Annotated in this window: 21 protein-coding genes; 14 read left to right on the top strand and 7 right to left on the bottom strand. The window is 47.7% G+C overall.

The genetic code is table 11. The features are described from left to right. Nucleotides 1-9 precede the first annotated feature (9 nt). The 6 genes from HPY27_RS06635 to HPY27_RS06610 are packed head-to-tail and all read left to right on the top strand — an operon-like array spanning nt 10 to nt 5,406. Nucleotides 10-1,359: an LLM class flavin-dependent oxidoreductase gene (locus tag HPY27_RS06635; RefSeq protein WP_174224640.1), complete on the top strand. Its 1,350-nt coding sequence runs from the start codon at nt 10-12 to the stop codon at nt 1,357-1,359. Between the two features lie 4 nt (nt 1,360-1,363). Then, the gene (locus HPY27_RS06630) at nt 1,364-2,521 is read left to right on the top strand and encodes a M20 peptidase aminoacylase family protein (RefSeq protein WP_174224639.1); all 1,158 of its coding nucleotides are present in this window, start codon (nt 1,364-1,366) and stop codon (nt 2,519-2,521) included. Nucleotides 2,522-2,525: 4 nt separating this feature from the next. Next, a complete protein-coding gene (locus HPY27_RS06625; RefSeq protein ID WP_017248356.1) occupies nt 2,526-3,311 on the top strand; it encodes a methionine ABC transporter ATP-binding protein in 786 nt (261 codons plus the stop codon). Continuing rightward, complete coding sequence (locus tag HPY27_RS06620; protein ID WP_174224638.1) at nt 3,308-3,976, top strand: methionine ABC transporter permease; 669 nt, start codon at nt 3,308-3,310, stop codon at nt 3,974-3,976. The genes HPY27_RS06625 and HPY27_RS06620 overlap by 4 nt, the downstream gene beginning before the upstream one ends. A 41-nt stretch (nt 3,977-4,017) precedes the next feature. Next, nucleotides 4,018-4,860: a MetQ/NlpA family ABC transporter substrate-binding protein gene (locus tag HPY27_RS06615; protein WP_174224637.1), complete on the top strand. Its 843-nt coding sequence runs from the start codon at nt 4,018-4,020 to the stop codon at nt 4,858-4,860. A gap of 27 nt (nt 4,861-4,887) precedes the next feature. Further along, nucleotides 4,888-5,406: a GNAT family N-acetyltransferase gene (locus tag HPY27_RS06610; protein WP_173621727.1), complete on the top strand. Its 519-nt coding sequence runs from the start codon at nt 4,888-4,890 to the stop codon at nt 5,404-5,406. Nucleotides 5,407-5,458: 52 nt separating this feature from the next. Here the strand turns inward: HPY27_RS06610 and HPY27_RS06605 are convergent, their stop codons facing one another. Together HPY27_RS06605 and gltC are read right to left on the bottom strand one after the other, a co-directional pair. Continuing rightward, entirely contained in the window at nt 5,459-5,893 is a 435-nt protein-coding gene (locus tag HPY27_RS06605; protein WP_174224883.1) for a VOC family protein, read from the bottom strand. Between the two features lie 91 nt (nt 5,894-5,984). After that, nucleotides 5,985-6,887: a glutamate biosynthesis transcriptional regulator GltC gene (gene gltC, locus HPY27_RS06600; RefSeq protein ID WP_017248361.1), complete on the bottom strand. Its 903-nt coding sequence runs from the start codon at nt 6,885-6,887 to the stop codon at nt 5,985-5,987. 124 nt (nt 6,888-7,011) lie between these two features. On the opposite strand from gltC, the gene gltB reads away from it, so the two are divergent. From gltB to HPY27_RS06585, 3 genes are all read left to right on the top strand, one after another. After that, a complete protein-coding gene (gene gltB / locus HPY27_RS06595) occupies nt 7,012-11,625 on the top strand; it encodes a glutamate synthase large subunit (protein WP_174224636.1) in 4,614 nt (1,537 codons plus the stop codon). A gap of 126 nt (nt 11,626-11,751) precedes the next feature. Further along, nucleotides 11,752-12,831 (top strand): WG repeat-containing protein, encoded by a 1,080-nt coding sequence (locus HPY27_RS06590; protein ID WP_174224635.1) that lies wholly within the window; start codon nt 11,752-11,754, stop codon nt 12,829-12,831. Between the two features lie 65 nt (nt 12,832-12,896). Next, nucleotides 12,897-14,837, top strand: a complete 1,941-nt coding sequence (locus HPY27_RS06585; protein ID WP_254612840.1) for a hypothetical protein — start codon at nt 12,897-12,899, stop codon at nt 14,835-14,837. Nucleotides 14,838-14,936: 99 nt separating this feature from the next. Here the strand turns inward: HPY27_RS06585 and HPY27_RS06580 are convergent, their stop codons facing one another. Continuing rightward, nucleotides 14,937-15,149 carry a glycine zipper domain-containing protein gene (locus tag HPY27_RS06580; protein WP_026043071.1) on the bottom strand — a complete coding sequence of 71 codons (213 nt, stop codon included), beginning with the start codon at nt 15,147-15,149 and terminating at the stop codon, nt 14,937-14,939. Between the two features lie 192 nt (nt 15,150-15,341). Between HPY27_RS06580 and HPY27_RS06575 the strand changes: the two genes are divergently transcribed. Next, nucleotides 15,342-15,764: a VOC family protein gene (locus HPY27_RS06575; protein ID WP_017248366.1), complete on the top strand. Its 423-nt coding sequence runs from the start codon at nt 15,342-15,344 to the stop codon at nt 15,762-15,764. Between the two features lie 75 nt (nt 15,765-15,839). On the opposite strand, the gene HPY27_RS06570 is transcribed toward HPY27_RS06575, so the two are convergent. From HPY27_RS06570 to HPY27_RS06560, 3 genes are all read right to left on the bottom strand, one after another. Then, nucleotides 15,840-17,168 (bottom strand): GntP family permease, encoded by a 1,329-nt coding sequence (locus HPY27_RS06570; protein WP_017248367.1) that lies wholly within the window; start codon nt 17,166-17,168, stop codon nt 15,840-15,842. Nucleotides 17,169-17,193: 25 nt separating this feature from the next. Next, nucleotides 17,194-18,735 (bottom strand): gluconokinase, encoded by a 1,542-nt coding sequence (gene gntK / locus HPY27_RS06565; RefSeq protein ID WP_174224634.1) that lies wholly within the window; start codon nt 18,733-18,735, stop codon nt 17,194-17,196. Between the two features lie 196 nt (nt 18,736-18,931). Continuing rightward, nucleotides 18,932-19,798, bottom strand: a complete 867-nt coding sequence (locus HPY27_RS06560) for a MurR/RpiR family transcriptional regulator (RefSeq protein WP_017248369.1) — start codon at nt 19,796-19,798, stop codon at nt 18,932-18,934. Between the two features lie 171 nt (nt 19,799-19,969). Between HPY27_RS06560 and gnd the strand changes: the two genes are divergently transcribed. Further along, nucleotides 19,970-20,866, top strand: coding sequence for a phosphogluconate dehydrogenase (NAD(+)-dependent, decarboxylating) (gene gnd, locus HPY27_RS06555; RefSeq protein ID WP_017248370.1), 897 nt, complete (start codon nt 19,970-19,972; stop codon nt 20,864-20,866). Nucleotides 20,867-21,161: 295 nt separating this feature from the next. Then, nucleotides 21,162-21,560 carry an enoyl-CoA hydratase-related protein gene (locus HPY27_RS06550; RefSeq protein ID WP_238144715.1) on the top strand — a complete coding sequence of 133 codons (399 nt, stop codon included), beginning with the start codon at nt 21,162-21,164 and terminating at the stop codon, nt 21,558-21,560. Here HPY27_RS06550 and HPY27_RS06545 read toward each other — a convergent pair whose 3' ends face one another. Beyond that, nucleotides 21,561-22,265: a MerR family transcriptional regulator gene (locus HPY27_RS06545; protein ID WP_173621733.1), complete on the bottom strand. Its 705-nt coding sequence runs from the start codon at nt 22,263-22,265 to the stop codon at nt 21,561-21,563. A gap of 178 nt (nt 22,266-22,443) precedes the next feature. On the opposite strand from HPY27_RS06545, the gene HPY27_RS06540 reads away from it, so the two are divergent. Together HPY27_RS06540 and HPY27_RS06535 are read left to right on the top strand one after the other, a co-directional pair. After that, nucleotides 22,444-23,709 carry a class I SAM-dependent methyltransferase gene (locus tag HPY27_RS06540; RefSeq protein WP_174224633.1) on the top strand — a complete coding sequence of 422 codons (1,266 nt, stop codon included), beginning with the start codon at nt 22,444-22,446 and terminating at the stop codon, nt 23,707-23,709. A gap of 2 nt (nt 23,710-23,711) precedes the next feature. Then, entirely contained in the window at nt 23,712-26,297 is a 2,586-nt protein-coding gene (locus HPY27_RS06535) for a metallophosphoesterase (protein ID WP_174224632.1), read from the top strand. Nucleotides 26,298-26,348 lie beyond the last annotated feature (51 nt).

Genomic DNA, 26,348 nt, shown 5'->3' with positions numbered 1-26,348 from the left:
GAAGAGCAGATGGAAAAGCGACAAATTCACTTATCCGCTTACTTAGTTGGTACGGGCATACATGTAGCGTCATGGCGGTTACCGACAGCGAAAAGAAATGCGAGTATCGACATCGATTATTACAGGCAACTGGCTCAGACGGCAGAGCGTGGGAAGTTTGACATCGCCTTTATTGCAGACAGCTTGGCAGTCAATGAAGCTTCGCATCCGAATATTCTCAACCGTTTTGAACCAATCACGTTATTGGCAGCTTTAGCCGGGGCTACGTCCAAAATCGGTCTCGTCGCGACTGCATCTACCACGTACCATGAGCCTTACAATCTGGCTCGGCTGTTCGCTTCTGTCGATCATATCAGCAATGGTCGCGCAGGCTGGAATATGGTCACAACGGGTGATGCAACAGGAGAAACGGGGCGCAACTTCAGCCGTACATCCCATGTTCCACACGATCAACGCTACGTGCAAGCAGAAGAATTCATCGATGTCGTGCAGGGCTTGTGGGATTCGTGGGAAGATGACGCATTTGTGCAAGACAAAGCGACGGGTGTGTTTTTTGATCCAGAAAAAATGCACAGACTTCATTACAAAGGGCAACATTACACCGTACAAGGACCGCTGAATATCGGCAGGTCCAAGCAAGGACAGCCTGTCATCGTGCAAGCGGGAGCATCGGATCCAGGACAACGACTGGCAGCACGAACAGCAGAAGTCGTCTTTTCGCACGTTAAAGATTTCGAGCGTGCCAAGAAGTTTTATCACAGCCTGAAAAGTAAGCTGCCTGATTACGGTCGCACGCCAGATGAATTGCACATTTTGCAAGGCATTTCCCCGATCATTGCGGATACGAAGGAAGAGGCAGAGGCGATTTATGAGCAGTTGCATGACTTATTGCTTCCTGAACAAGGCTTGCGATTTTTGTCAGGTTATTTAGGCAAAGTCGATTTCAGCAAATATTCGCTCGATACGCCAGCTGCGGAAGTCATTTTTCCAGAAGAGAATGGCATCCAGAGTCATTTCGAATGGATGACAGAGCTGATTCGCGAAAAGAATCCGACCTTGCGCCAGTTGTATGCGCTACTTGAAGGAGGAAGCAATCGGGAATGGATCGGAACCCCTGAACAAATCGCAGACGCGATGGAAAAATGGTTTGCCCAAGGGGCGGCAGATGGATTCATGTTCATCGCTCCGATTCTCCCGCATGGCTTGGAGGTGTTTGTCGACAAGGTCATCCCGATTTTGCAAGAAAGAGGGCTTTATCGTCTCGAGTACGAGGGCGATACGCTACGAGATCATCTGCATTTGAAAAAGCCGCTCAATCGGTTCCAGGTCCGAAGCAAACAATTGACAGAAAGGAGATAGTGCAGTGGGAACAGGCATAGAGGCATTACGATCAACCGAACTGGAGTCAAAGCTGATTGCGATACGTAGACAATTGCATCAATATCCCGAGGTTGCCTACGAAGAGTTCGAAACCACTCGCGCTATTCGTGAATGGCTAGAGGAAGCGGATATTCGTATCATCGATCTCCCGCTGCAAACAGGCGTAGTGGCAGAAATAGGCGTGAACAATAGCGGGCCGATCATTGCCCTACGCGCAGATATGGATGCATTGCCGATTCAAGAGGAAACAGGCTTGCCGTACGCATCGAAAATCCCAGGGCAAATGCATGCTTGCGGTCATGACTTTCACACGGCGGTCATCCTCGGTGCTGCTTATCTATTGAAGCAACAGGAAAAGACACTGGCAGGAACAGTGCGGCTTCTTTTCCAACCCGCAGAAGAAAAAGGAACAGGTGCGAGGCAATTGGTGGAGAGGGGCGTGCTGGAAGGGGTTCAGGCGATCTTTGGCTTGCACAACAAACCTGATCTGGAAGTCGGGACCATCGGGATTAAACCGGGACCGCTGATGGCGAGCGTAGATGGCTTCGAGATCGATGTGGAAGGGATCGGTACGCACGCAGCTATCCCACATGCCGGGGTCGATCCAATCGTGGCAGCTTCGCAAATCGTCACGGCTTTGCAATCGATTGTCAGTAGAAATGTAAGTCCGTTGGATAACGCTGTCGTGAGCGTGACGACCATTCACGGCGGAACGACTTGGAATGTGATACCTGATAAAGTCGTTCTTGGCGGTACGATCCGTACTTTTCAAGAGGAGGTACGTGCGCGAATTCCCGATCGCTTGCGTGCGATTATCGAGGGAGTGGCGTCAGCCTATGGTGCCAAAGTTCATCTGCGCTGGTTTGCAGGACCACCACCTGTTCACAATGACGAGAAGCTGACGAAACTGTCCATCGATGTAGCAAAAAAGGTAGGCTTGCAAGTCGTAACGCCCGATCCGTCTGCTGCTGGAGAAGATTTTGCTTACTATCAATTGAAAATACCGGGCTCCTTCGTTTTTTTCGGTACATCTGGTACCGAGGAATGGCATCATCCCGGATTTACGCTGGATGAACGGGCACTTTTACCTGGCGCTCATTATTTTGCCGAACTGGCTGCTAGCGCATTAAAGGACAGGTGAACGAATGGTAAACATCCAGAACCTCACGAAATCATACAAAACCTCAAAAGGAGACATCCCTGTTTTGCAGGACATCCATTTACAAATTGAAAAAGGAGATATTTTCGGGATCATCGGGTTTTCAGGCGCGGGTAAATCAACCCTGATTCGTTGTCTCAATCGGCTGGAGAAGCCAGATTCTGGGACGATTGAGATCGGAGGAAGAGTGATTACTGATTTAGCCGAGAAAGAACTGCGACAGGCAAGGCAGAAAATCGGCATGATTTTTCAGCAGTTTCATCTGCTGGATGCAAAAACGGTCTATCAAAACGTCGCTTTTCCTTTGGAGGTAGCTGGTCATCCGAGGCCATACATTCATCAGCGCGTAAGAGAAATAGTAGATCTCGTACAACTCGGAGACAAGGAAAACACATATCCGTCCCAGCTTAGCGGCGGTCAAAAGCAGCGTGTCGGGATAGCCAGGGCGCTGGTCAATTCCCCTGATTTACTGCTAAGTGACGAAGCGACATCCGCGCTCGATCCGCAGACGACGTATTCGATTCTGGAGCTGTTGAAGGAGATCAACCGCCAGTTAAAGCTGACGATTGTGCTCATCACGCACGAGCTGGATGTGCTTCAGCACGTATGCAACAACATGGCGGTCATCGAAAACGGCAGAATCGTCGAGACCGGGAGTGTGGAGAAGTTTTTCCTTCATCCGGAAAGTGATACCGCTAAGCGATTTGTCCATATTATCGACTATTACCGTGACAAGCGCCATGTAATGGAAGGAGTCGGGGCGGGTATATGAACGCAGATTTGGTTGACTTACTATGGGAAGGATTACTTGAGACGCTTTACATGGTATTTTGGTCATCCTTGTTCGCTTTTTTGATCGGAATGGTTTTGGGAATCACCCTCGTCGTGACGGAAAAGGGCGGCCTTCTCGAATCACCAAAACTGAGTAAAGTGATCGGGTCAATAATAAATGGCGTTCGGTCTCTTCCTTTCATTATTCTGATCGTGTTGCTACTGCCGTTGTCGAGACTCATTGTGGGAACTTCGCTCGGGCCGACAGCTGCTATTGTCTCTTTATCCATTGGTGCAGCACCATTTTTGGCGCGTATCATTGAAAACTCACTCAAGGAAGTAAGTGCAGGGAAGATGGAAGCAGCCAAATCCGTCGGAGCTTCGCCCATCACAATCATTTTCCGCGTGCTCATTCCGGAAGCGATGCCAGCCTTAGTGCGAGGTGTCACGATTGGGATTATCGGCATTACGGAATTTACCGCAGTAGCTGGGGCAATCGGTGCTGGGGGACTAGGCAGCTTGGCCATTCGCTTTGGCTACCAACGTTTTCGAGAAGATGTTCTCATCGCAACCGTGATCATTATCATTCTGCTTGTCCAAGTCATTCAATGGTCAGGGGATTCGATCGTCAAAGCGATCCATAAGAAACGCTACAAGTTTGAATAAAGCAAGGATTCAAGCTGTATGAAACCAGGGGAGTGGAAAGCATGGGGAAAAAGAGTCTCGGAATGATCGTTGGATTATTTACCGCTGTTAGCTTGGCGGTCGCAGGGTGCTCAACATCAGCCTCCTCTAGCAACAGCACGGGTCAAGCGACAGAACCGAAGAAAGAAGTCACCTTGAAAGTTGGAGCCGCGCCTGTCCCGCATGCTGAAATACTGGAGTTCATCAAGCCAAAGCTCAAAGAGCAAGGGGTGAACTTGGAAGTGGTCGTGCTAGACGACGAGGGGCAACTGAATCCCGCCCTAAAAGAGAAGCAAATCGACGCGAATTTTTTCCAGCACGTGCCGTATTTGGATTCGGTCAAAAATGAACAAGGCTATGATTTTGTCGTCACGACGAAAGTTCACGTGGAACCAATCGGATTCTATTCGGACAAATTGGGTTCGAAGGACGAAATCAAGGAAGGTGCGAAAATCGGCATTCCAAACAACCCGTCCAACGAATACCGGGCGTTGATTCTGTTACAAGAACAAGGCTGGATCAAGTTAAAAGACGGTCTAACCAATTACGCCGCAACTCCGAAAGACATAGCAGATAATCCGAAAAAACTGGAATTCGTAGAAGTAGAAGCAGCTACCTTACCCCGGGTGCTACCCGATCTCGCGGGATCCGTCATCAATACGAACATCGTTCTCGAAGCAAAGCTTGATCCGAAAAGCGCTTTATTTCGTGAAGGTGCGAATTCCCCCTATGCGAACGTGATTACGGTGCGAAAAGGAGACGAGAATCGGGAAGAAATCAAAAAGCTGGACGCTGCTTTGACTTCAGCCGAGGTCAAAAAGTTCATCGAGGACAAATATGGAGTTGCCGTCGTACCCGCCTTTTAACTCATCGAATGGGAGTGCGCGTGAGACATGAGAGGAATCCACATAGGCAATCTATGCATTCGTGATGCAAGAGTCGAGGACCGCGATCAGATTGAGGAGCATCTACTCGAAGCCTACCAGCAATATGAGCAGCATTTATCCACCGTGAAATGGGAGCGATATAAAGAAGAAATCAGGCAATCCGTAACAAACAGTAGGACTCTCGCCTTCATCGTTGCGGTCTTGGACAGCGAAATAGTAGGCAGCGTTCAGCTATTTGTTTCCTCAGAAGCCGCTTATGCCAAGCCAGAACTCGGCATCGATTCCCCCATCATACGGTTTCTGGCCGTTTCACCGAAAGCGAGGGGGCATGGTATTGCGGCACAGCTAATTGCGGAAAGCATCCATCGCATGGAAAGACTAGGAGCAACGACGCTTCATCTCCATACAACAGACATGATGGCATCCGCAATCAAATTGTACGAACGCCTGGGATTTACGCGAGCCATAGAGAAAGACTTTTCAAACGGGGAGACACTTGTGAAAAGCTACTGGCTGCGACTGTAAGGAAGATTCACAAAAGTCCTGATGCCACTGTTCATCAGGACTTTGTCTTTGCTTACTCTGTTTGGAACGAACCGAAAATCTCCAGGTAGTGTGCATTGTACATGATGCCGAGGACATTCCCAAATGGATCAAGGACCGAAGCCGTTATGAATCCGTCACCACGCTGGATCAGGGGTTCGTACTCTCTTGCTCCCATGGATAAAAGCTTATCGAGTACGGATTCAATATCGTCGACGTGCCAATACATCACAGCGCCCCCCGGACCAGGTACCGCAGCAACAGGTGCGAAACGGCGGTCAATGAGGCCTAGTTCGTGCTGGTAGTCTCCAATGCGAAACTCGACATAGGCGAGCTGTCCATCTGGTCCAGACCGCTCGAAGTACGGTGCAATGCCCAGTAGTTCCGTGTACCACTTTTTTGCCGCCTGCACATCATCCGCCCAATAACTGATCGTAGCAAAGCCCCGCAAGGTTTGGTTGTGACTCATCATCGAAGTTCCTCCTTTACATGGATGGTACTTCCGATTATAAGGACCAATTACTGACAACAGTCTGTCAGTAGTTTGCCATTCTTTCCCCTTAACTGTACTTACTCAGCACATCAAAAAACTCTTTCAGAAAATGATAAAACAGCTTTTCAGAAGGGGGGAGCTCACGGTTGTTGGGGATGATAATGCCCACTGTTCGCGTCACCAACGGCTCACTGATCGGGATTTTCACTGTCTCACGGGGAACGTTATCCGTTAATGTAAGCTCTGGCAATAATGTGACGCCCAAGCCTGCCGCCACCAAACCTTTAATGGCATCGATGTCTTCCCCTTCAAAAGCAACTTGAGGAGAAAAGCCCATTTGCGAGCAAGCATTGACAGCGATATTGCGAAGGATGAAACCGGGTGGAAACAACACAAAAGTATCTTCCTGCAACTGACTGAGACGCAAGCTCGGTTGCTTGGATAGCGGGTGCTTCGCGGGCAGCAGCGCGACGATATTTTCAGCGAAGAAGATGTGGCTGCGTACATTTTTTTCCTGAGTGGGAACAGGTCCAAGAAAAGCCAAGTCGATTTCACCGTTGATGACCGAATCGATCAGCCCCTGATAAGAGCCTTGCTTTAATTGAAACCCGATGTCCGGATACCGAGCTCGAAAACCGGAGATGACCGTCGGCAGGGGATTGGCGGCGAGGCTGCTCGTAAAACCAACACGAATCGTGCCACATGACGGGTCGAGGAACTCCTCAATCTTCTCTTTTGCCTTCTCGATTTCGTTCATCGCCATTTCGACGTGCTGCAAAAAGATTTTTCCAACTGCCGTCAGCTTGATATTGCGACCTTCGCGGAGGAACAGCGACACACCGAGCTCCTCCTCCAGATTGGCGATTTGCCGACTGAGGGCAGACTGGGCGACGTGCAAATGATGTGAGGCTTCGGTGAAGTGCTCTCGTTTGGCAACCTCGATGAAGTATTGAATCTGTCGTAGCTCCATGAATACCCCCACCTTACCCATTTATCTCGATTTGAGATAGATTTTGCATAAATTATATATTGTTTGTATCGTTTCACTCAATCTAAAATTAACATACCAGAGAGAGCAAGGAGAGTGGAGATACATGACGACACAAGGAATGCCTGCTAAGCAAGGGTTATACGATCCGATTTTCGAACATGACGCTTGCGGAATTGGTTTTATTGCAAATTTGAAATCGAAATCGACGCATGATATGGTCCGAAAGGGTCTGAAAATTCTGTGCCAATTGGAACATCGCGGCGGTCAAGGCAGTGATCCGGAAACGGGAGACGGTGCAGGGATTTTAACGCAAATTCCACACAGCTTTTTCAAAAAGACCTGTAAAGAGCTGAATATCACGCTGCCAGCGCCAGGCAAATACGGTGTAGGTATGCTGTTTCTTCCGATGGATGAGGCGAAGCGGCAAAAGTATGAAGCTCAGCTGGAAGCGATTGTCGCAGCTGAGGGACAAAAGCTGCTCGGCTGGAGAACAGTTCCTGTCGATGCGACGAAAATTGGCAAAACGGCTGTAGCGAGTCAGCCTTATGTCCGCCAAGTATTCATTGGAGCCAACTCGAATATACAGGACCAAATAGCATTTGAACGGAAGCTATACATCATTCGCAAGCAGGTGGAACAGGCAACAGGTGCTGATTTTTACGCCGCTTCCATGTCTTCGCGTACGATTGTCTATAAAGGATTGCTCACACCAGGACAACTGGATGCTTTTTACCTTGATTTGCAAGATAATTCTTACACTTCTGTTTTCTCGGTCGTTCACTCGCGTTTCAGCACGAACACATTCCCTACATGGGAGAGGGCACACCCGAATCGTTATTTGATTCACAACGGGGAAATCAACACCTTACAAGGAAACATGAACTGGATGATGGCTCGTGAAAAAATGTTCCAGTCCGAGGCGTTTGGTGCTGATTTGGCAAAAGTGGTGCCAGTCATTGATATGGCGGGTAGTGATTCAGCGATTTTGGATAACTGTGTGGAGTTTTTCTCGCTGGCAGGTCGTTCCTTGCCGCATGTCGCGATGATGATGATTCCTGAACCGTGGGATCAGGATGAGCGAATCGACGAAAATAAGAAAGCTTTTTACGAGTACCATAGCTGCCTCATGGAGCCGTGGGATGGTCCAACAGCTATTTCTTTCACGGATGGCAGACATATCGGTGCGATTCTCGATCGAAACGGATTGCGACCAGCGAGATACTATGTGACATCAGATGATACGATTATTTTCTCATCAGAGGTTGGAGTTCTCGAAGTACCAGATGAAACGATTGTCCAGAAAGGACGGCTTAGCCCTGGACGGATGCTGCTCGTCGATCTCGAAGAAGGCAGAATCGTATCTGACGAGGAAATCAAGCAAAAAATCGCAAGCGAACAGCCATATAAGGAGTGGGTGAAAAATAACCTGCATGCTATCGAGGATTTACCGGCAGCAGGTCGCACGGAGGAGCTGCAAGGAGATAGCCTGCTTGCGCACCAAAAAGCGTTTGGCTATACCCAGGAGGAAGTCGACAAGGTACTAGCCCCGATGGTTGCTGAGCAGAAAGACCCCATTGGTTCGATGGGCGTAGACACACCACTCGCGGTACTGTCAGATCGCGCACAGCTTTTGTACCACTATTTCAAACAGTCATTCGCCCAAGTCACGAATCCGCCAATTGATGCGCTACGGGAGGCTTGCGTAACTTCGACCCATACTGTGCTTGGCGCGGAAGGAAACCTCTTGGCACCGGATGCGAGCAATTGCCGCAGAATTCGTTTGACCAATCCTTTGATCTCCAATCAAGAGCTGGCGAAGCTTCGCGCGAACCCATACCAAGAGTTCAAGGCGAAAACATTGTCGATATTCTTCTCGGCGCAAGGGGGAGAGCAAGGACTGAAGCTGGCACTTGATCACTTGTTCGCTTCGGCGGATGAAGCAATTGCTGCTGGCTACACCTTGCTGATTTTATCAGATCGCGGAATGAATCAAGATTTGGCTGCGATCCCTGCCTTGCTCGCTGGAAGTGGACTTCATCATCATCTCGTCCGCGCAGGAACACGTACCAAAGCGAGCATCATCATCGAATCCGGAGAACCACGTGATGTACACCAGTTCGCCATGCTGATTGGTTACGGTGCCGACGCGATCAACCCATACGTCGCCATCTCAACTGTAAACAGTCTGGTTGAATCGGGTAAGCTGAAGGATCTCACCAGCGACGAAGCAGTCGAAGTGTACCTGCAATCAGCTGTAGAGGGTGTCGTAAAAGTCATGTCCAAGATGGGCATTTCGACTATTCAGAGCTACCGCGGCGCACAAATTTTTGAAGCGGTGGGCATCCATTCTACCGTCATCGATCGCTATTTTAGCCGTACGCCTTCTCAGATTTCGGGGATCGGACTGGATGTAATTGCGCAAGAGACGTTGATTCGCCATGCGAAAGCATTTTTGCCAGAGCATTCCGAGGAAGCATTGGAGGCAGGCAGCGATTTTCAGTTCCGCCGTGACGGTGAGTTCCACCTGTTCAATCCGAAGACGGTTCATGCCCTGCAAAAAGCTTGTCGGGAAGGCAGCTATGAGCAATACAAAATCTATGCGGAGCAAGCGACAGCACAACAATTCGTAGCTCTGCGACATTTGCTCGATTTCAAGTCCAATCGACACCCGATCCCGCTAAACGAGGTAGAATCTGTTGACTCCATTGTTCATCGCTTTAAAACGGGGGCGATGTCATACGGCTCTCTCAGCAAAGAAGCGCATGAGACCTTAGCGATCGCCATGAACCGTTTGGGTGCAAAAAGCAACAGTGGGGAAGGTGGCGAAGATTCGGCACGGTACATCATGGATGAAAACGGAGATTTGCGACGCAGTGCCATTAAGCAGGTCGCTTCAGGACGCTTTGGCGTATCCAGTCATTACTTGGTCAATGCCTCAGAGATCCAAATTAAGATGGCACAAGGAGCAAAGCCGGGCGAAGGCGGTCAATTGCCAGGAAGCAAAGTCTACCCATGGATTGCCGAAGTGCGCGGATCGACACCAGGAGTTGGACTCATTTCGCCGCCGCCTCATCACGATATTTATTCAATCGAGGATTTGGCACAGCTGATTTTTGACTTGAAAAATGCGAATCCACGTGCGCGAATCAGCGTGAAGCTCGTATCCAAGGCTGGAGTCGGAACGATTGCGGCTGGTGTAGCGAAAGGTCTTGCAGATGTCATTGTGGTCAGTGGACACGATGGAGGCACAGGCGCTTCCCCAAAATCAAGCATCAAGCACGCAGGACTGCCATGGGAACTCGGTCTTGCTGAGACACATCAGACACTCTTGCTGAACCAATTACGCGACCGTGTGGTTCTGGAAACGGACGGCAAACTGATGACGGGACGCGATGTCGTCATTGCAGCTCTACTCGGTGCGGAGGAATTCGGCTTCGCTACGGCACCACTTGTTTCCATAGGGTGTGTCATGGCTCGCGTATGTCACCTCGATACATGCCCAGTGGGTGTGGCGACACAAAATCCCGAGCTGCGCAAACGGTTTAAAGGAGATCCGCAGCACGCCGTGAATTTCATGCGTCTCGTTGCCCGTGAAGTTCGTGAGATTATGGCGGAGCTGGGCTATCACTCCATCGAGTCGATGGTCGGGCAGAGCCATGTGCTGAAGATGAGCGACAAGGCAAAAGAACATTGGAAAGCCAAGCACGTTGATTTGTCTACGCTCTTGTTCCAACCGGATGTTTCCGAGGAAGTGGGCCGCTATCATCAACGCAACCAAGATCACAAGCTGGAAGAAACGCTGGATCGTCAAAAACTACTCAAGCTGTGCAAGCCAGCATTGAATAAACAGCAGCAGGTAGAGGCAAAGCTCGCTATCACCAATACGAATCGCGTGGTCGGTACGATCTTGGGTAGCGAGGTAACCAAACGTTTTGGCGAACACGGTCTGCCGGAGGATACAATACGCCTGCATTTTACTGGCTCGGCAGGTCAAAGCTTCGGGGCATTTGTTCCTCGAGGGATCACGCTTCATCTTGAGGGAGATGCGAATGACTACGTAGGAAAAGGGTTGTCGGGCGGAAAAATTTCGGTCGCACCATCGAAAAAAAGCAAATTCACTCCCGAGCACAACATGATTATCGGAAACGTTGCGTTCTACGGAGCGACCTCTGGGGAGGCGTATATCAACGGGATGGCTGGTGAGCGATTCTGCGTTCGCAACAGCGGAGTGACTGCAGTCGTTGAAGGAGTAGGCGACCATGGCTGCGAGTACATGACAGGAGGACGTGTCGTTGTTCTCGGCCCCGTCGGCAAAAACTTTGCAGCAGGCATGTCAGGCGGTACTGCCTACGTTCTGGCGGAGGATAAAGAGAAGTTTGCCGCGATGTGCAATCAGGAGATGGTACTCCTGGAGACACTGGAAGATCAACGGGAAATCGCTCGAGTCAAACGCTTGCTAGAAAACCACGTCAGCCACACAGGCAGCCGTCATGCACAAGCTTTGCTCGATGAGTGGGAACGTACCGTCCAACAGTTTGTCAAAGTCATTCCAAAAGATTACAAGCAAATCGTCTCCACGATGGAGGAGTTGGAGAAATCCGGTATGAAGCGTCAAGAGGCGATTTTGGCCGCTTTTGAGATGAGCCAGAAGAAAGGCGATGCCAAAGCACCGAAAAAGAAAGCGCCCGAGCAATCCTTTGTCTCTGTGGGCAAATAAGGAGAAAAGCCGATGACTTATGCTGTGAGTCGTCGGCTTTTCTTTTGGTAACCAATCCCTTGTCCATGACGTCATAGGATTAGGTATTAGATTTTGCTAATAAGCCAGCGAAAGAAGGGATCATGGATGAAACGATTCACCATCATGGCTGTATCCATCGCTGCTCTGCTATTTTCGCCAGTCATCGCCAACGCCAAGGAAGGCGTGATCAACAGCAAGGGAGAATGGATCGTGGCACCTACGTCCGAGGAAGTGAAGGACACGGGTGGACTCTACGCTGCAACACTGGGAGACAGTCCAGCCAACCAATCCTGGGGTTTCATTAATCAAAGAGGAAAGTGGGTAATTAAGCCTCAATTCTCGTACGTGGGTTCCTTCGCTGCAAACGGACTTGCGCCTGCTGCACAAAACCTGAAATACGGTTACATCAATAAAAAGGGACAGTGGGTCATCAAGCCACAGTTTGACTATGCCGCCGATTTTTCCGCGAATGGACTCGCTGAGGCCCGCATAAAAGGAAACACGGAATACGGTAAGATCGGTTATATCAACGGCAAGGGACATTGGGTCATCAAACCGCAGTTTCATCCTATCGAGCAAGAGAAGTCCATGGTTGTGGACCGTTCCTTTTCCGCGAATGGGTTAGCCTGGGCATACAAGGATGGAAAAGTCGGCTTTATCAATACAAAGGGCCAATGGGCGATCAAATCGCAGTTCACCTATGCGAGTTCGTTCAGTGCAGAGGGCTTGGCAGTTGCGGATCAGAATGGAAAATTAGGCTATATGGACGGGAAAGCAAGTTGGGTGATCAAACCCCAATTTGAGCAAGCTAACAAATTCGTCAACGGGATAGCCAAGGTGATGATCAATGGCAAGGTGGCTTATATCAATAAAAACGGAAAGATTTTGCTCAAAACCGCCTATACAGATGCAGGCGACTTCCATCAAGGTCTGGCGTGGATTTTGTCAAACGGGAAGGTTGGTTATATAGACACCAAGGGAAAACTAGTGATTAAGCCTAGCTTCGAACCCGATTATGGAATGGATACAAGAGCAGGCGACTTTCAGTCAAATGGCTTGGCACCGGCCTTGTTGAACGGTAAATGGGGCTTTATCAACAAAAAAGGAGTATGGGTCATGAAACCTCAGTTTGCTTGGGTGAGGAGCATTTCTCCCGCTGGCTTTGCTGTGGTCGGTGTCCAGTAGCGTTTTTTTTTCAATCTGATTGGGAAAGAAGACAGAATTTGATATGATAAGAAAAGATTCGATAAATGATCGTACTGGCAGGTGATGTGATGTTTTTCCAGAATCAAGATTCGCAATCAAGTTATCGACAAACCCCTGAAAATTCTTCTCTATCCCCAAGCACTAAAAACTCAACGCCACATGTCTTACAGCTCGCCAAAAAAGTCGGAAATAAAGCCATGATCCATTTACTCCAAAAGCAAAAAAATAACCAACCTGTGATACAAGGCAAATTCAAGGGTATTGAACCAACCGATTACACAACAGATGAGTATGATAACGATCCGGATAATGAAGGTCAATTTACTGCTGTGCGAGCAGATAAAGGCCTCCCCACCTTTTTTGGCGTGTTGAAAGATACATATGGTGAGGACAACGTAAATAAACGATTCTTTTCCAAGACAGTTGAATTAGGAGATACATGTGATCGTCCTCATTCTGTTTCTGCTATCGTAAAAAAAGGCACATCGAGAAAAGATCGTAAAGGCGATTCTTTTGTAAGTGCGATCGGCAATTTGGGTACAGAAGAGCGATTGCTACGGGATGGAAAAAATGATGCAGCCAAAACCGCATACGATGGGGGACACTTGGTCGGTTATCAGATTGTACGAGGAATCGAAGCGAACCAAGCGTGGAATATAGCCCCGCAAGATGTGAAAAACAACGAGCATTCCTATAATAATACGATTGAAAAAATGCTACGTGGAGCGGGAAAAGGTACAGAGTATGTGTACAACGTTGAAGTGAAATACGATCAATGGAACTTTAGTGTGGATCAAGAACAATTGGTAAAATTAGGTGCATTGAAACAGGTTGATTCAACGAAGCCATGGGAAATTCAGCTGCCAGTCAGAATTCCGTTTAAATGGGATGCGAAGGCGGATATGACCAAGACAGATAAAAAGAATTGGAAATTTAGTAGTCCAACAAAGGGTGAATCTTCTTTCGAACAATTTTCTCAAACAATGGATGAAGGAAATTTGGATTTTACGAGAAAAAGTCACACAGCAAGATTCAATCTTGCATTTTCCGATAAGGACGGAAATGAGGAGCTCTATGACATTGATTCCAATAATTTCGATGCTAAGAAAGTGAAAGGGATTCGCTACTCCATGCATCAATCTTTACCTACAGATTTTTTGAAAAATCAAAATCCGGTAGATTGGATGGGGAACGAAGCAAATAAAATTGCTCATTTTGGTGAGGTTACAAAAGGGAAAGCTTCGTCCACCAATATTTTGGAAATCATGTCAGCTAAACTGAAGCGAAACAAAATTCTTATCGATGAGATTGAAGAAATTGACGATGTAAAGAAGCCAGAAAAAATGAGATTTATTCCAGAAGGGATTTCCCATCTAGACGAACGTGACGAGAAAAAATGTGTATTTATTTATCAATTAGATAAAAACAAAATTCGAAACGAATACATGGCACTTAAGAAAATAGAGGCGGATTACTACCCATTTTTTGATGTACAACAAGAAGAAGAGGAAAGGTTTGAGAAAGAAAAGGAGGACTTCGATACCATAGCAGATGAGTTCGCTACATGGATGGAGGAATTAGACAAAAAAGAAGAGGATGAGATTGAAAGTATTCAGCAAAAAATGGCCCAGTATAGCAAAATACTAGAGGCACAGACCCTAGCTCTGACATGGATAAAAAACCATCGGATAGGAAGGAATTTATACCAGGAAACAGTAGAAGAGATCTATCCACAATATAAAGAGAAAATATCGCGCAGCTTACAAGTATTACGATCGATAACTGGTTATGATTCTGACATCGAATATCATGATAGTAAAAACAAAATGAATATGAATGGGAAAAGAACACTGGAGGCTAGGGAAGATAAGCGTAAAAAAAGTAAAGATGATAAGGAACAACAAGAAGAATATAAAAAGATGATCGAATTAGCAACAAGCAAGTATAAGCGAAAATCAGTAGAAGATTATTTAAATAAGAAGTAATGAGGAGTAAGGCAATAGACATGTGCGGGAAGTAATGGGAACGAGGTGCAGGTTTTTGCACCCGCACCTCGTAATTGTCATACATAGATGAAGCTTGCTTTATTCTGCTCGGTCTCTATCGGCCTCATTATTCGCAACATCCCATGTGTCATTGCCGTCAGCCGCTACATTCTCTCCCATTTCGTTGCCAAGTGCACCCCCGGCAACCGCACCTGCAATGGTACCAAGCGGCCCTAAAATAGAACCTACGGCAGCACCTACTGCCGCACCGCCAACTGTTCCTACTGCTTCAGAAGCTCCACTGCCTGACATGTTTGCTTCGTTGTTGTCAACGTTGTCAACAGCATCGTTGTGATTGCGTTCGTTGTTAGTAGTCAAGATTGTCACTCCCTCGATTAGTGTTGGGAAGTTCTGCTATATCAAACGTGCAGCCCCAAGGCATAGGATGCCCCAAACAAATCATTTCATTCCAAAAATAACCTTGAAGCTGGAGGTATTGAGCAAATGATTCAATCCATCGTCCATATCGCGCTAGTGGTCAAAGATTATGATGAAGCCATTGCGTTTTATACCCAGAAGCTCCATTTTACCTTAGTAGAAGATACGTATCAGGCAGAGCAGGATAAGCGGTGGGTTGTCGTATCCCCACCTGGTTCTGTTGGCACTACGATCTTGCTTGCCAAAGCATCCAAACCTGAGCAAGAGCGGTTTATCGGGAATCAGGCTGGCGGGAGAGTGTTTCTCTTTTTAAACACAGATGATTTTTGGAGAGATTATCATGAGATGGTCGCAAAAGGAATCCAATTTGTGAGAGAGCCAAGCGAACAGCCGTATGGAATGGTGGCGGTCTTTCAGGATTTATATGGCAACCTGTGGGATTTGCTAGAACTGAATGAAGATCATCCAATTGCCAAACGAATGAAGTAGTGAGTTACCCAGCCAGACAAAAAACAGGTCTTACCTCCAGTGATGTGGATGGAAAGACCTGTTTTTCATTTCGGGTTACACGATATAGGATAGTCCCATGATCAAGATGATTGCCACAACAGAAAGAATGGTCTCCATCACTGTCCACGTTTTCAGTGTATCTTGCACGGACATATTGAAGTATTCCTTGATCAGCCAGAAACCGGAATCATTTACGTGAGACAGGATCAGGGAGCCAGAACCTGTTGCCAGTACCAAAAGCTCTGGGCTTGTTCCAGGGATTTGCATCGCGATCGGACCTACGATACCGGCTGCCGTCATCATGGAGACGGTTGCAGAGCCAGTTGCTACACGGATCAAGGCCGCGATTAGCCAGCCCAGGAAAATAGGGGAGATCGCAGATGCAGTAGCGAGCTCAGCAATATAGTCACCCACACCGCTGTTCAGCAGTACTTTGTTAAATGCGCCACCTGCACCGATGACGAGCAAGATTGTCGCGGTTGGGGCCAAGCAATCATTTGTGAATTTGAGAATATCGTCTTTGGTAAAGCCGCGGTTAAACCCGAGCGTCCAGAAGGAAACAATCACGGCAATCAACAAAGACGTAATCGGACTACCGATAAAATCAGCCCATTGGCGAATGGTATTTTCTTTTGGCAGCGTCACATCTGCAACCGTAGCAGACAGCATCAACAGCACGGGGAGCAAGACGGTGAAGACGGTGATCCCAAAGCTAGGCAAATCACGCTCGGATTTTGGTTCCGCCAACTGGGAAGCAAGCTCTGGAGAGATACTGGTCTTGACCCGTTTGCTAATCCAACTGCCGTAGAGTGGTCCTGCAATAATCGCGGAAGGCAGTGCGACAATGATCGAGAGCAAAATCGTTTTACCAACATCCGCCTGGAACAGATCGACAGCGGCCATAGCAGCAGGGTGCGGTGGCACGATCCCGTGGACGATGGACAGGCCGGCTACGAGCGGAATTCCGATTTTGACTAGGGAGACACCTGTTTGTCTGGCAATCGTAAACACAAGTGGAATCAAGAGAACAAAACCAACCTGGAAAAATACCGGAATCCCTACGATAAATGCCACGAACATCATGGCCCAATGTACGTTTTGCTCACCGAAGCGATTGATGAGAGTACGGGCTATGCGTTCGGCACCGCCAGATTCTGCCATCATTTTGCCAAGCATAGTTCCCAAGGCAAGCACGATCGCGATAAAGCCGAGTGTGCCACCCATTCCATCCTTGATCGAATCCACAACTTTTACAAGCGGCATGCCGGATGCGATTCCCACAAATCCAGCGGCCAATAACAACGCAATAAATGGGTTCAGTTTGAAGCGAGTAATGAGAACGAGCAGAAAGATGATAGACAGCAGTGTTATGACGAGTGGCATGATGAACCCTCCCTAGTTGTTGTCTCTAGTTGTTCAACCGCTTTTGGAATTCAGCTATCAGCTTGTACTCTTCCAGCAGGTTGTAATAAACACGCTCGTATATATAGAAAAGCTCCAAATAGACACTGGATCGTTCCAAATCAGGCTCATGGCGATGGGAAATATGAATCATCTTTTTCACATCTTGCAAATGATCCATTGCCCCCAATGCATGCATCGCCAAGAGAGCGGCACCAAAGCTCGAGCTTTCATGACTCTCCGGAATCAGCACCTCATACCCGAACATGTCGGACATAATCTGGCGCCATTCCCGCGAGCGGGCGAATCCACCCGATGCACGGATTTCCTTGGCTCCACCTGCCAGGTCGCGCAGGGCGATACCGATGCTGTAGACGCTAAACAAGATTCCTTCAAGTACAGCTCGGATAAAATGCTCGCGCTTATGATGGAGGCCGATACCGAAGAAGGAGCCTCTTGCTTGGGCGTTCCAGTACGGAGCTCGTTCGCCGGATAGGAAGGGGAGAAAGAGCAACCCGTCTGCACCAGCTCGAACATGCTCAGCAGCTTGGATCATGACTTCATAGGGATCGACGCCGAGCTGTTTGGCTTTTTCCACTTCGGGCCAACTGAATTCGTCACGGAACCAGCGAAGCATGATCCCACCGTTGTTCGAGGGTCCGCCAATCACCCAATGATTTTCCGTCAGCACGTAGCAGAATGTCCGTCCTTTTGGATCGGTGATCGGTTCTGGAACTACGGTTCTTACAGCGCCACTCGTGCCAATCGTGATGGCTACTTGTCCATGATCAATGGCTCCGATGCCGAGGTTTGCCAAAACCCCATCGCTAGCACCGACAACGAAAGGCGTATCTGGATCGATTCCGATCTCTTCCGCATAACGAATCTTCATTCCTCGCAGGATATGAGTAGTCGGTACAGGCTCACTGAGATGTTGCTTGGAAATGCCTGCGACTCGTAGCGCGTCCTCATCCCAGCTGAGCTTTCTCAGATTGAACAGCCCCGTAGCGGAAGCAATGGAGTAATCGACGATATACTCACCAAAAAGCCGATAAATGACGTACTCCTTAATCGAAATAAACTTGGCTGCCCGCCGAAACGTATCAGGCAAATTCTCCCGTAGCCACATGATTTTGGGCAGGGGAGACATGGGATGGATAGGCGTGCCCGTCGCTAAGTAAATCTGATGACCGACACCGTCTGCTTTTAGTCGATCTGCTTGTGCCACGCTCCGATTGTCAGCCCAGATGATGCTGTTCGTCAGGGGATTGCCACTCGGGTCGACAGCGATCAGACTATGCATGGCAGTAGAGAAGCCAATACCACCGATCTCGCTTTTGGCAATGCCTGCATGCTCCAGCGCTTGCTTCAATGCCTGGATGACAGCAGCAAAAATCGTCTCCGGTTCTTGCTCAGCCCAAGACGGCTGGGGAACGAGTAGCTGATAATCGATATTACCCGTACCGCGGATGGCGCCGGAAGGAGTGAATACAATTGCTTTGGTACTGGTTGTCCCGATATCAAGCCCGATAAAATAGGTTTGCGTCATAGAAGTCACCCCTAATTGAATGCGCTTTCAACGTGTTGTCATGGAGATAACGCGATTATATCGAAATTTTTTTCATTTGTTAAGCATTAAGAAAAAAATTATTTCATAATTGAACACTTCACACGATGCTTGTATGATTTGCATTTTTCTCCTGCAAGTTGCAAGAGGAGGGTAAGCAAAAGAAAAAACGCCTGATTTACAGGCGTTTGAGTGAGATGGCTTCGCGGATGTGCTGAATATTGGCGATCGTATCATCCTGCCTCCGTAAGGATACGGCTACATAGAGCAGATCAATTAAGCTAAGCTGAGCAAGCCTGGACGACAGGGCTTCTGTACGAAATACCGTTTCGCGTGAAGTCGTGTACAAGCACATATCTGCCAGACGCACGAGAGGAGATTTTCCATAGCTCGTAATGCCGATTGTTTTTGCTCCGGCATCCTTGGCAACCTGGAGGGCTGCCAAAATATCTTTATTGGACCCAGAGTGGGAGATGCCTACGACGACAGCACCTTTGGTAAGCAGAGAGGCAGACATTACTTGATAGTGAGCATCAGAATGATAGAGACAAGGGATGCCTGTCCGCATAAATTTGTGGTACGCATCCTGTGCGATGACGGCTGAGCCTCCCGAGCCATAAAACTCGATCCGGTTTGCGTTTTCCAAACAGGAGACGATTTTCATTAACTCATCTTTATTGATAATCTGCTGTGTATCTCGAATCGTCTCGATATTCGCTGTGAAAATTTTTTCAGCAATCGCACTGACGTCATCGTCGTCGAGGTTGATTTCTTGGTGAATGGTTTGCTTCGGATTCGTGACTTCACTCGCCAAGGCGATCTTGAATGCTTGGTAGCCGCGAAAGCCCAGTCTGCGACACAGACGAAATACGGTAGCATCTGCACACTGGCATTGGTCGGCTAGCTCCGTGATCGAGAAGTGAATAATTTCACTGGCATGCTCCAACATATAGTCGGCGATCTGTTGTTCTTTCCCGCTTAATTGCGTATAGATGGCGCGTAATTGCGTGAGCACGCGAGGAGCAGGCGGGGTGGAAGCGTTCATCAATAGGTACCTCCTAACGTTCCATTGTGGATCTGTACTGATAGTATAAGGAAAATCAGACTCCTTTTCATAGGTTCGAAAAAATTTTCTTCATTTTTGATGAAAGATGAAAATTTTTATCTTATAATACGTGATAACGGATATGATCCAAAAAGGAGTGACGTACACGATATGAAACTTGCGATCCTCGGATTAGGAAAAATGGGGTACAATCTCACGCTTAATTTGCTCTCGCATCAGCATGAGGTCGTCGCCTATGATGTAGATTCTACGCGAGCAGAAGAGTTGAGTCATGAAGGCGCGATTCCAGCATTTTCGGTGGAAGATGCTGTGGCGAAGCTGCCGATACCTCGCGTAATATGGCTGATGGTACCGGCAGGAGAGATTGTGGATCAATTGGTTGATCAACTCTCTACCTTGCTTGCTGCAGGGGATATCGTCATTGACGGTGGCAACTCTCATTACAAGCAATCATTAGATCGCTATGCTCGCTTAAAGGAAAAGGGCATTCACTTCATGGATGCAGGTACGAGCGGAGGCATGGAGGGAGCGCGCCACGGAGCATGTATGATGATTGGTGGAGATCGAGAAGCCTTCACACATATTGAGCCAATGATTCGCGACATTAACGTCGAAAACGGATATTTGTATGCTGGGGAAGCGGGCAGCGGCCACTTCTTGAAAATGATTCATAACGGGATCGAATACGGTATGATGCAGGCGATTGGGGAAGGCTTTGAGGTACTTGCGAAAAGCCAGTATAACTACGATTTTGCCGAGGTCGCACGCGTATGGGCAAATGGTTCCGTCATTCGTGGCTGGCTGATGGACTTAACAGAGCGAGCTTTTCGAAAAGACGCCAAGCTCGATGAAATCCGTGGGGTCATGCATTCTTCCGGGGAAGGAAAATGGACGCTGGAAACCGCGCTGGATCTACAGGCAGCCACACCCGTGATTGCGATGTCCTTACTGATGCGTTACCGTTCGTTGGACGAGGATACGTTCCACGGAAAAGTGGTCGCAGCCTTGCGCAATGAATTTGGCGGACATGCCGTAGAAAAGAAATAAGAAATGGGATGACCGTAAAGGTGCTTCGGTGGTTGAAGCTCCGGGGTCATCCTTTTTTGTTTTGTATATGGAAGAAGAAGCAATTTTCATTTGGAAAGCAAAGTATGCATGTATCGCCCAGAAGTTTGCCTGGTCGAAACGTGCTTTTTTATTTAGTAGCTTCTAAAACGATGGGAGGATGGAAAGATGAGCGTTGAAGAGGTTGTTTTGTACAAGAATGAGAAAGGAATCGTGACCGGGAGAAAAAGCATTTTCGGCCGGCGCTGACATCTCGTATCTGCATCAAGCGACACCGTTGGAAGTAAGGGATTTTGCTCAGTTGGCCGTTTCGGTCACGAGTCAGATCGAATCGTTGGGAAAAGTAGTCGTTGCAGCAATAAACGGCTATGCGTTGGGCGGGGGCCTTGAGATCGCTGAATCGTGCACGCTGCGTATTGCGGTTCACCATGCCAAAATGGGACATCCAGAAGTACGAATTGGAGCAGTGGCGGGCTTTGGTGGAACAACCAGACTCCCTAGGCTGCTGGCAGTGAAACTAACGTGGGACGCGATTCATCGAGGGAGTAACCTGACAGTAGAGGAGTCCGCACTGCTAGGCGTAGACTACTTCGGACTCGTGGCATCCACCGAAGACTTCCGGGAAGGAACCAAAGCTTTCTTAGACAAGACTCCACCGCGTTTTACAGGAAGATAATCATACGAGCTTCAATACCTCACACAATTCAACCAACCGCCTAACTCCGTACATCTGATGGCGATTGCGATCGTGAATGCTTCTGATCGCATCCGTCGTCACTTTTTTGGCCTGTTCAATACTTTGATTTTCTACTGCTTGTACAATTTCTTTCATGTTCGTTAGAAAATACACCGTATTGCGCAATGTGCGGATAAGCAAAATCTTCCGTATATCCATGGGAGTGAATTGGCGGTAGCCATTCTCAGGATCTCGTGGCAGTACAAGCAAGCCTTCTTTTTCCCAATGGCGGATCGCAGACGTTGTGACTCCTGTGTAAGCAGCGACTTCACCAATCGTCATGCGGTTTCGCCACTTTTTGTTTGGAGGCAAGGGGAGATCGAGATTTTCCAAAAGCTCGAGTGTTTGGTCTGCTGCGACCTTCTCTTGTTGGAGGTTGGCCTGTTCTTTATTCACGAGCCAAAAGGCAGCATCCATATCCGCTTTTTGAAGCGATCGAAGGACTTCACAGGTGACAGCGACACCAAAGCCGGGAAACATGGCGCGCAGGCAACGAAAATAGGCAAGATGGATTTCTGTATAAATTCGATACCCATTGTCTGCACGATCAGGAGCAGGAACGACTCCCCATGATTCATAATGGCGCAAAGCACTCGTACTAATATGTAACTCGCGAGCGATCTCAATCGGCTTGTAATAAGGCATCTGACGCACCTCCCGCTGGTTTGTTATCGCGGATTTCACTATACCAAGAACAGCAAATTGAATCAAATGCTTCTGTTAATGGGAAAGTCGTAATACTTTTACCCTGTTCAGCAGGTAGATGGAAAGGCGAATATTGTCAGTAGGTATTCATTCTTCTTTTACAGAGGTGAGACAACGTATGGCCATTGTTCAGCTACGATCACAGAATCCGGACTTTTCGTACATGATCAAGAAAAATCCGAATTCCGGACTGAGTTTACGATCCATTCGAAAAGGCATCGCATACGGGTGGTTTTCCAATACGGATACATACAACGTTTACTTTAAAGACGCAGAAAATGAGGTCTCCTATAAACAAACCGAACAGGAGCATTTTGAATATTTGAATGTCTCCCGGTACAATACACCCTTGTTTCCGTTAAACGCGATTAATGAGTTTTTTTCCGCTCCGATGAAGCAACATGACGAGCGGGATGCAGAAGGGTATGAGCATGTTTTTTTCATCAACATGATTCACATCGAACGACTGCTGTATCTGACATTTTTTGAGAAGCACCTCAAGGACTTTATCTTTGAACTCAAGCACCACGCCGATAAAAGCTACGCTCTGACCATCACAACGAGAACGAGTCTGCATCAGCTTCTCCACGTTGTGAGTGTGCTCTGTCTATTCTTGAGTATGTTTGGAAAAGAGTACATCGACATATCCGATAACATCCTGGATAAATACATCAAAAGCATCCATGTTATCGACGCACCTTTTTACATACGAAGCCTGTTCGCTCGCAACTTCCTAACAACGAGAGAGCGCTATCGCAAGTACAAGACCGAGATCGAGAAGACGAACCGCTACCCCAATCAATTGGAGTACGGCAGCACCGGTTTGCAGAGAAGGAACTACATCGCGAGTAAGCTACCTTTTACCAAATCTATTGTTGATATCGGATGTGGAGAAGGCTTTTATGCGATCCCGTTCGCTACCAAGCTGCCGCAGTATTACTATGCCATCGATATCGATGAACAATCGCTGGAAGTAGTCAGACGCAGGGCTGAGGAAAAAGAAATCTCGAATCTGATTTTGTTCCGCTCGCTTGATCAGTTTTTGCAGGATTACAACGGTGAGCAGGTAGATGTCATTTTGACTGAGGTCATCGAGCATATGAGCAAGGAAGAAGCGAGAGTGCTCATTAAGCAAATCTGTAGTCGATTGGATTTTGACCATTTTGTCATAACTACACCGAACTCGGATTTCAATCCGTTCTATGAACTGGAAGGCTATCGCCACGACGATCATAAATGGGAAATGGGACAAGAAGAGTTCCAGGCATGGATGACTGAGATCATGGAAGAAGCCGGGGTGCAGGGCCAATTTGTATCCATTGGTGACGGCGTGAATGACATACACACCACACAAGGCGTCATTGTCCAGAGAAAGGGGGCGTAACGATGCTGTTACAGACGCAGGTTCACACGATTTTTATGCTCGTCGGTCCCACTGAGTGTGGGAAAACGACTTTTGCCAAGGAAGTACTCATGCCGAGGCTTTCTTTTGAAGATGAACAAAAAAACGCAAAAGCAAATGTCCAATACATTTCCTCGGATAGCATTCGCCAGGAACTGCTGGGCTATGATTACGACAAGTATGATCAGGTGATGCTTGAGGCCAGCGAGCAGGCATTTCAGCTCCTGTTTGAAAAGCTACGCTTGGTGACATCGTTTCCGATCAACGCCGAATTCGTGGTTGTCGATACAACAGGACTAGCAGAAGACTTCCGTTCGAAAGTCCGCGAAATTGCAGCCGAGAACAATTACCGATTGGAGGTGATCCTCTTTGATTATCGCAATCGGGAAGATTACTATGCATCCGAGCGGTCAAAAAAACTGATTACCAACCATATTCTCCGGTTAAAGCAAGAAGTGCTTCGGGCATTATCCAAGGAAGGGTACCACAACATACACCGGATACGGCACAAAGATTTTTACGCACTAGCTGATGGGGTGGCTAATCCACGTTATGAGGTCGAGATCGAAAATAAGGATGCCTATCTGGCTACGATCCTTCCCAAAGACCAAACATACATTATCATCGGAGACATTCACGAATGCGTCCACGAATTAAAAGGTCTCCTGCAAAACTACGGATTCAAGCTCGAGGACAATCGTCTCATCTCGACTGACAAGGTGCAGCATACCAAAATCATCGTAGCAGGGGACTGGATCGACAAAGGAGCGCAAACCAGGGAGATCATCGAGTTTCTATACGAAAATCAACAGCATTTCTTGTTTGTTGTCGGGAACCACGAAAATTTTGTCTACAAGTACTTGCGAAAGGAATTAAAAGGGGTAGACCCGCAGCTATTGGAGAATTACTTTGATTCCACACACGTCCTGGAAAAAGATGCTGAATTAACAGCGATGTTCAATCACCTGTATACGCTCGCTCAGCCGTTTTATCGATCGAACGCACTGACTGGTCCGTCCTATTATGTAACACACGCTCCCTGCAAAAAGAAGTATATGGGAAAGCTTGATACACATTCGATGCGGCGCCAACGTAATTTTCGGATAGATCGAACAGCTTCATTGGAAGAGCAACTCGCATTTTTGACGGGTGAAGCGGTCAGTAACCATCCGTACCATATTTTTGGACATATTGCGGCACAAAAAACGTTTCGCCTGAAGAACAAGCTCCATCTCGATACAGGATGTGTGCACGGAAATGCTTTGACCTCCGTCGTGATCGCACACAAGCCGTTTTTCAAATCGTTTCAGTCTGAGCATCGGGTGATGACTGATGAGCTGCCGACCTTGTTCCATGCAGAAAAACAAGTATCCATGGAAGATTTGGAAGAGGAAGAACTCCGTCGACTCCGTTACTGCTCGCAAAATAAGGTCAATTTTATTTCCGGAACGATGCCTCCGGCGGATAAGGATCAGGCGACTCAGGAATTGGAGTCTTTGAAGGCAGGGCTGGACTATTTCGTGAGTCAAGGCATTCAGCAAGTCGTGTTACAGCCGAAATACATGGGTTCGAGATGCAATCTCTATCTCCATCATGATCGCGACAAATGCTTTGCGATCAGCAGAAACGGTTATGCCATCAATCAAGTTGATTTGACACCAATTTATGACAAGCTACATGCAAGGTTCCGCGAATACATGGAGCAGAATGAAATGGCAATGCTCATCTTGGATGGCGAATTGTTGCCGTGGAGTGCAATAGGGAAGGGCTTGATCGAAAAGCAGTTCAAACCAATCGAATCCGCGCTGCACAGTGAATTTGCATTTTTGCAGGAAAATGGTTTTGAAGAGGCGCTTCACCAACTCATTCACAACTATGACGAGAGCGGATTCGAAAAAGACCAGTTCCACCTTTCCAAGAGTGCGCTCACGGAAAAATTCGGATCGAGCTTGTATCAAAACTACAAGTATGTACGAGAAATCAAAGAGAGCTACGTTCCTGTCGACAAGCATTTGGAGGCCTATCACATTTACCAAAAACAGATGGAGCTCTATGCAGGAGAAGGGGAGCTAGCCTACAAGCCATTTTCCATTCTAAAGGCCATCTATTTGAATGGGGAGGAGCAATTGCCGAAATGGGATACATCCGATATGTATCGCTTCGTAAATGACGATCATTTTCTCGACATCGATTTGTCTGAGCCGAATGCATATGAACTAGCGACACGTTACTTTTCCACGATTACACTGGAAAACAAGATGGAAGGAATCGTGATCAAGCCAGAGGTTATCGATCAGAAGGTCGTTCCTGCCATGAAGGTTCGCAATCCGGAGTACTTGGCGATTATTTATGGCTACGACTACCGTTTTCCACACAAGTACCGAAAGCTGTTCAATCAGAAAAATATTACGCAAAAGCTCAAGACTTCGATGAAGGAACACAGGCTGGGGGAGCGGATGCTTGGGTTCAAATTCGACGACATTTCTCCAGAAAATACGGAATATCAAAAAGTAGTCGCAACGATGCTCTTTGAAGTGGCGAAGGAAAAAGAGATCGATCCGCGATTGTAAATGAAAAACGAGAAGCCGCTACCACACAGGCTTCTCGTTTTTATTCGTAGA

Source organism: Brevibacillus sp. HB1.1 (genome assembly GCF_013332445.1).
In the GTDB taxonomy this organism is placed as follows: Bacteria; Bacillota; Bacilli; order Brevibacillales; family Brevibacillaceae; genus Brevibacillus; species Brevibacillus porteri.
The sequence above is the reverse complement of the archived record's forward strand: the minus strand, read 5'-3'. Positions and strand labels throughout refer to the sequence as shown.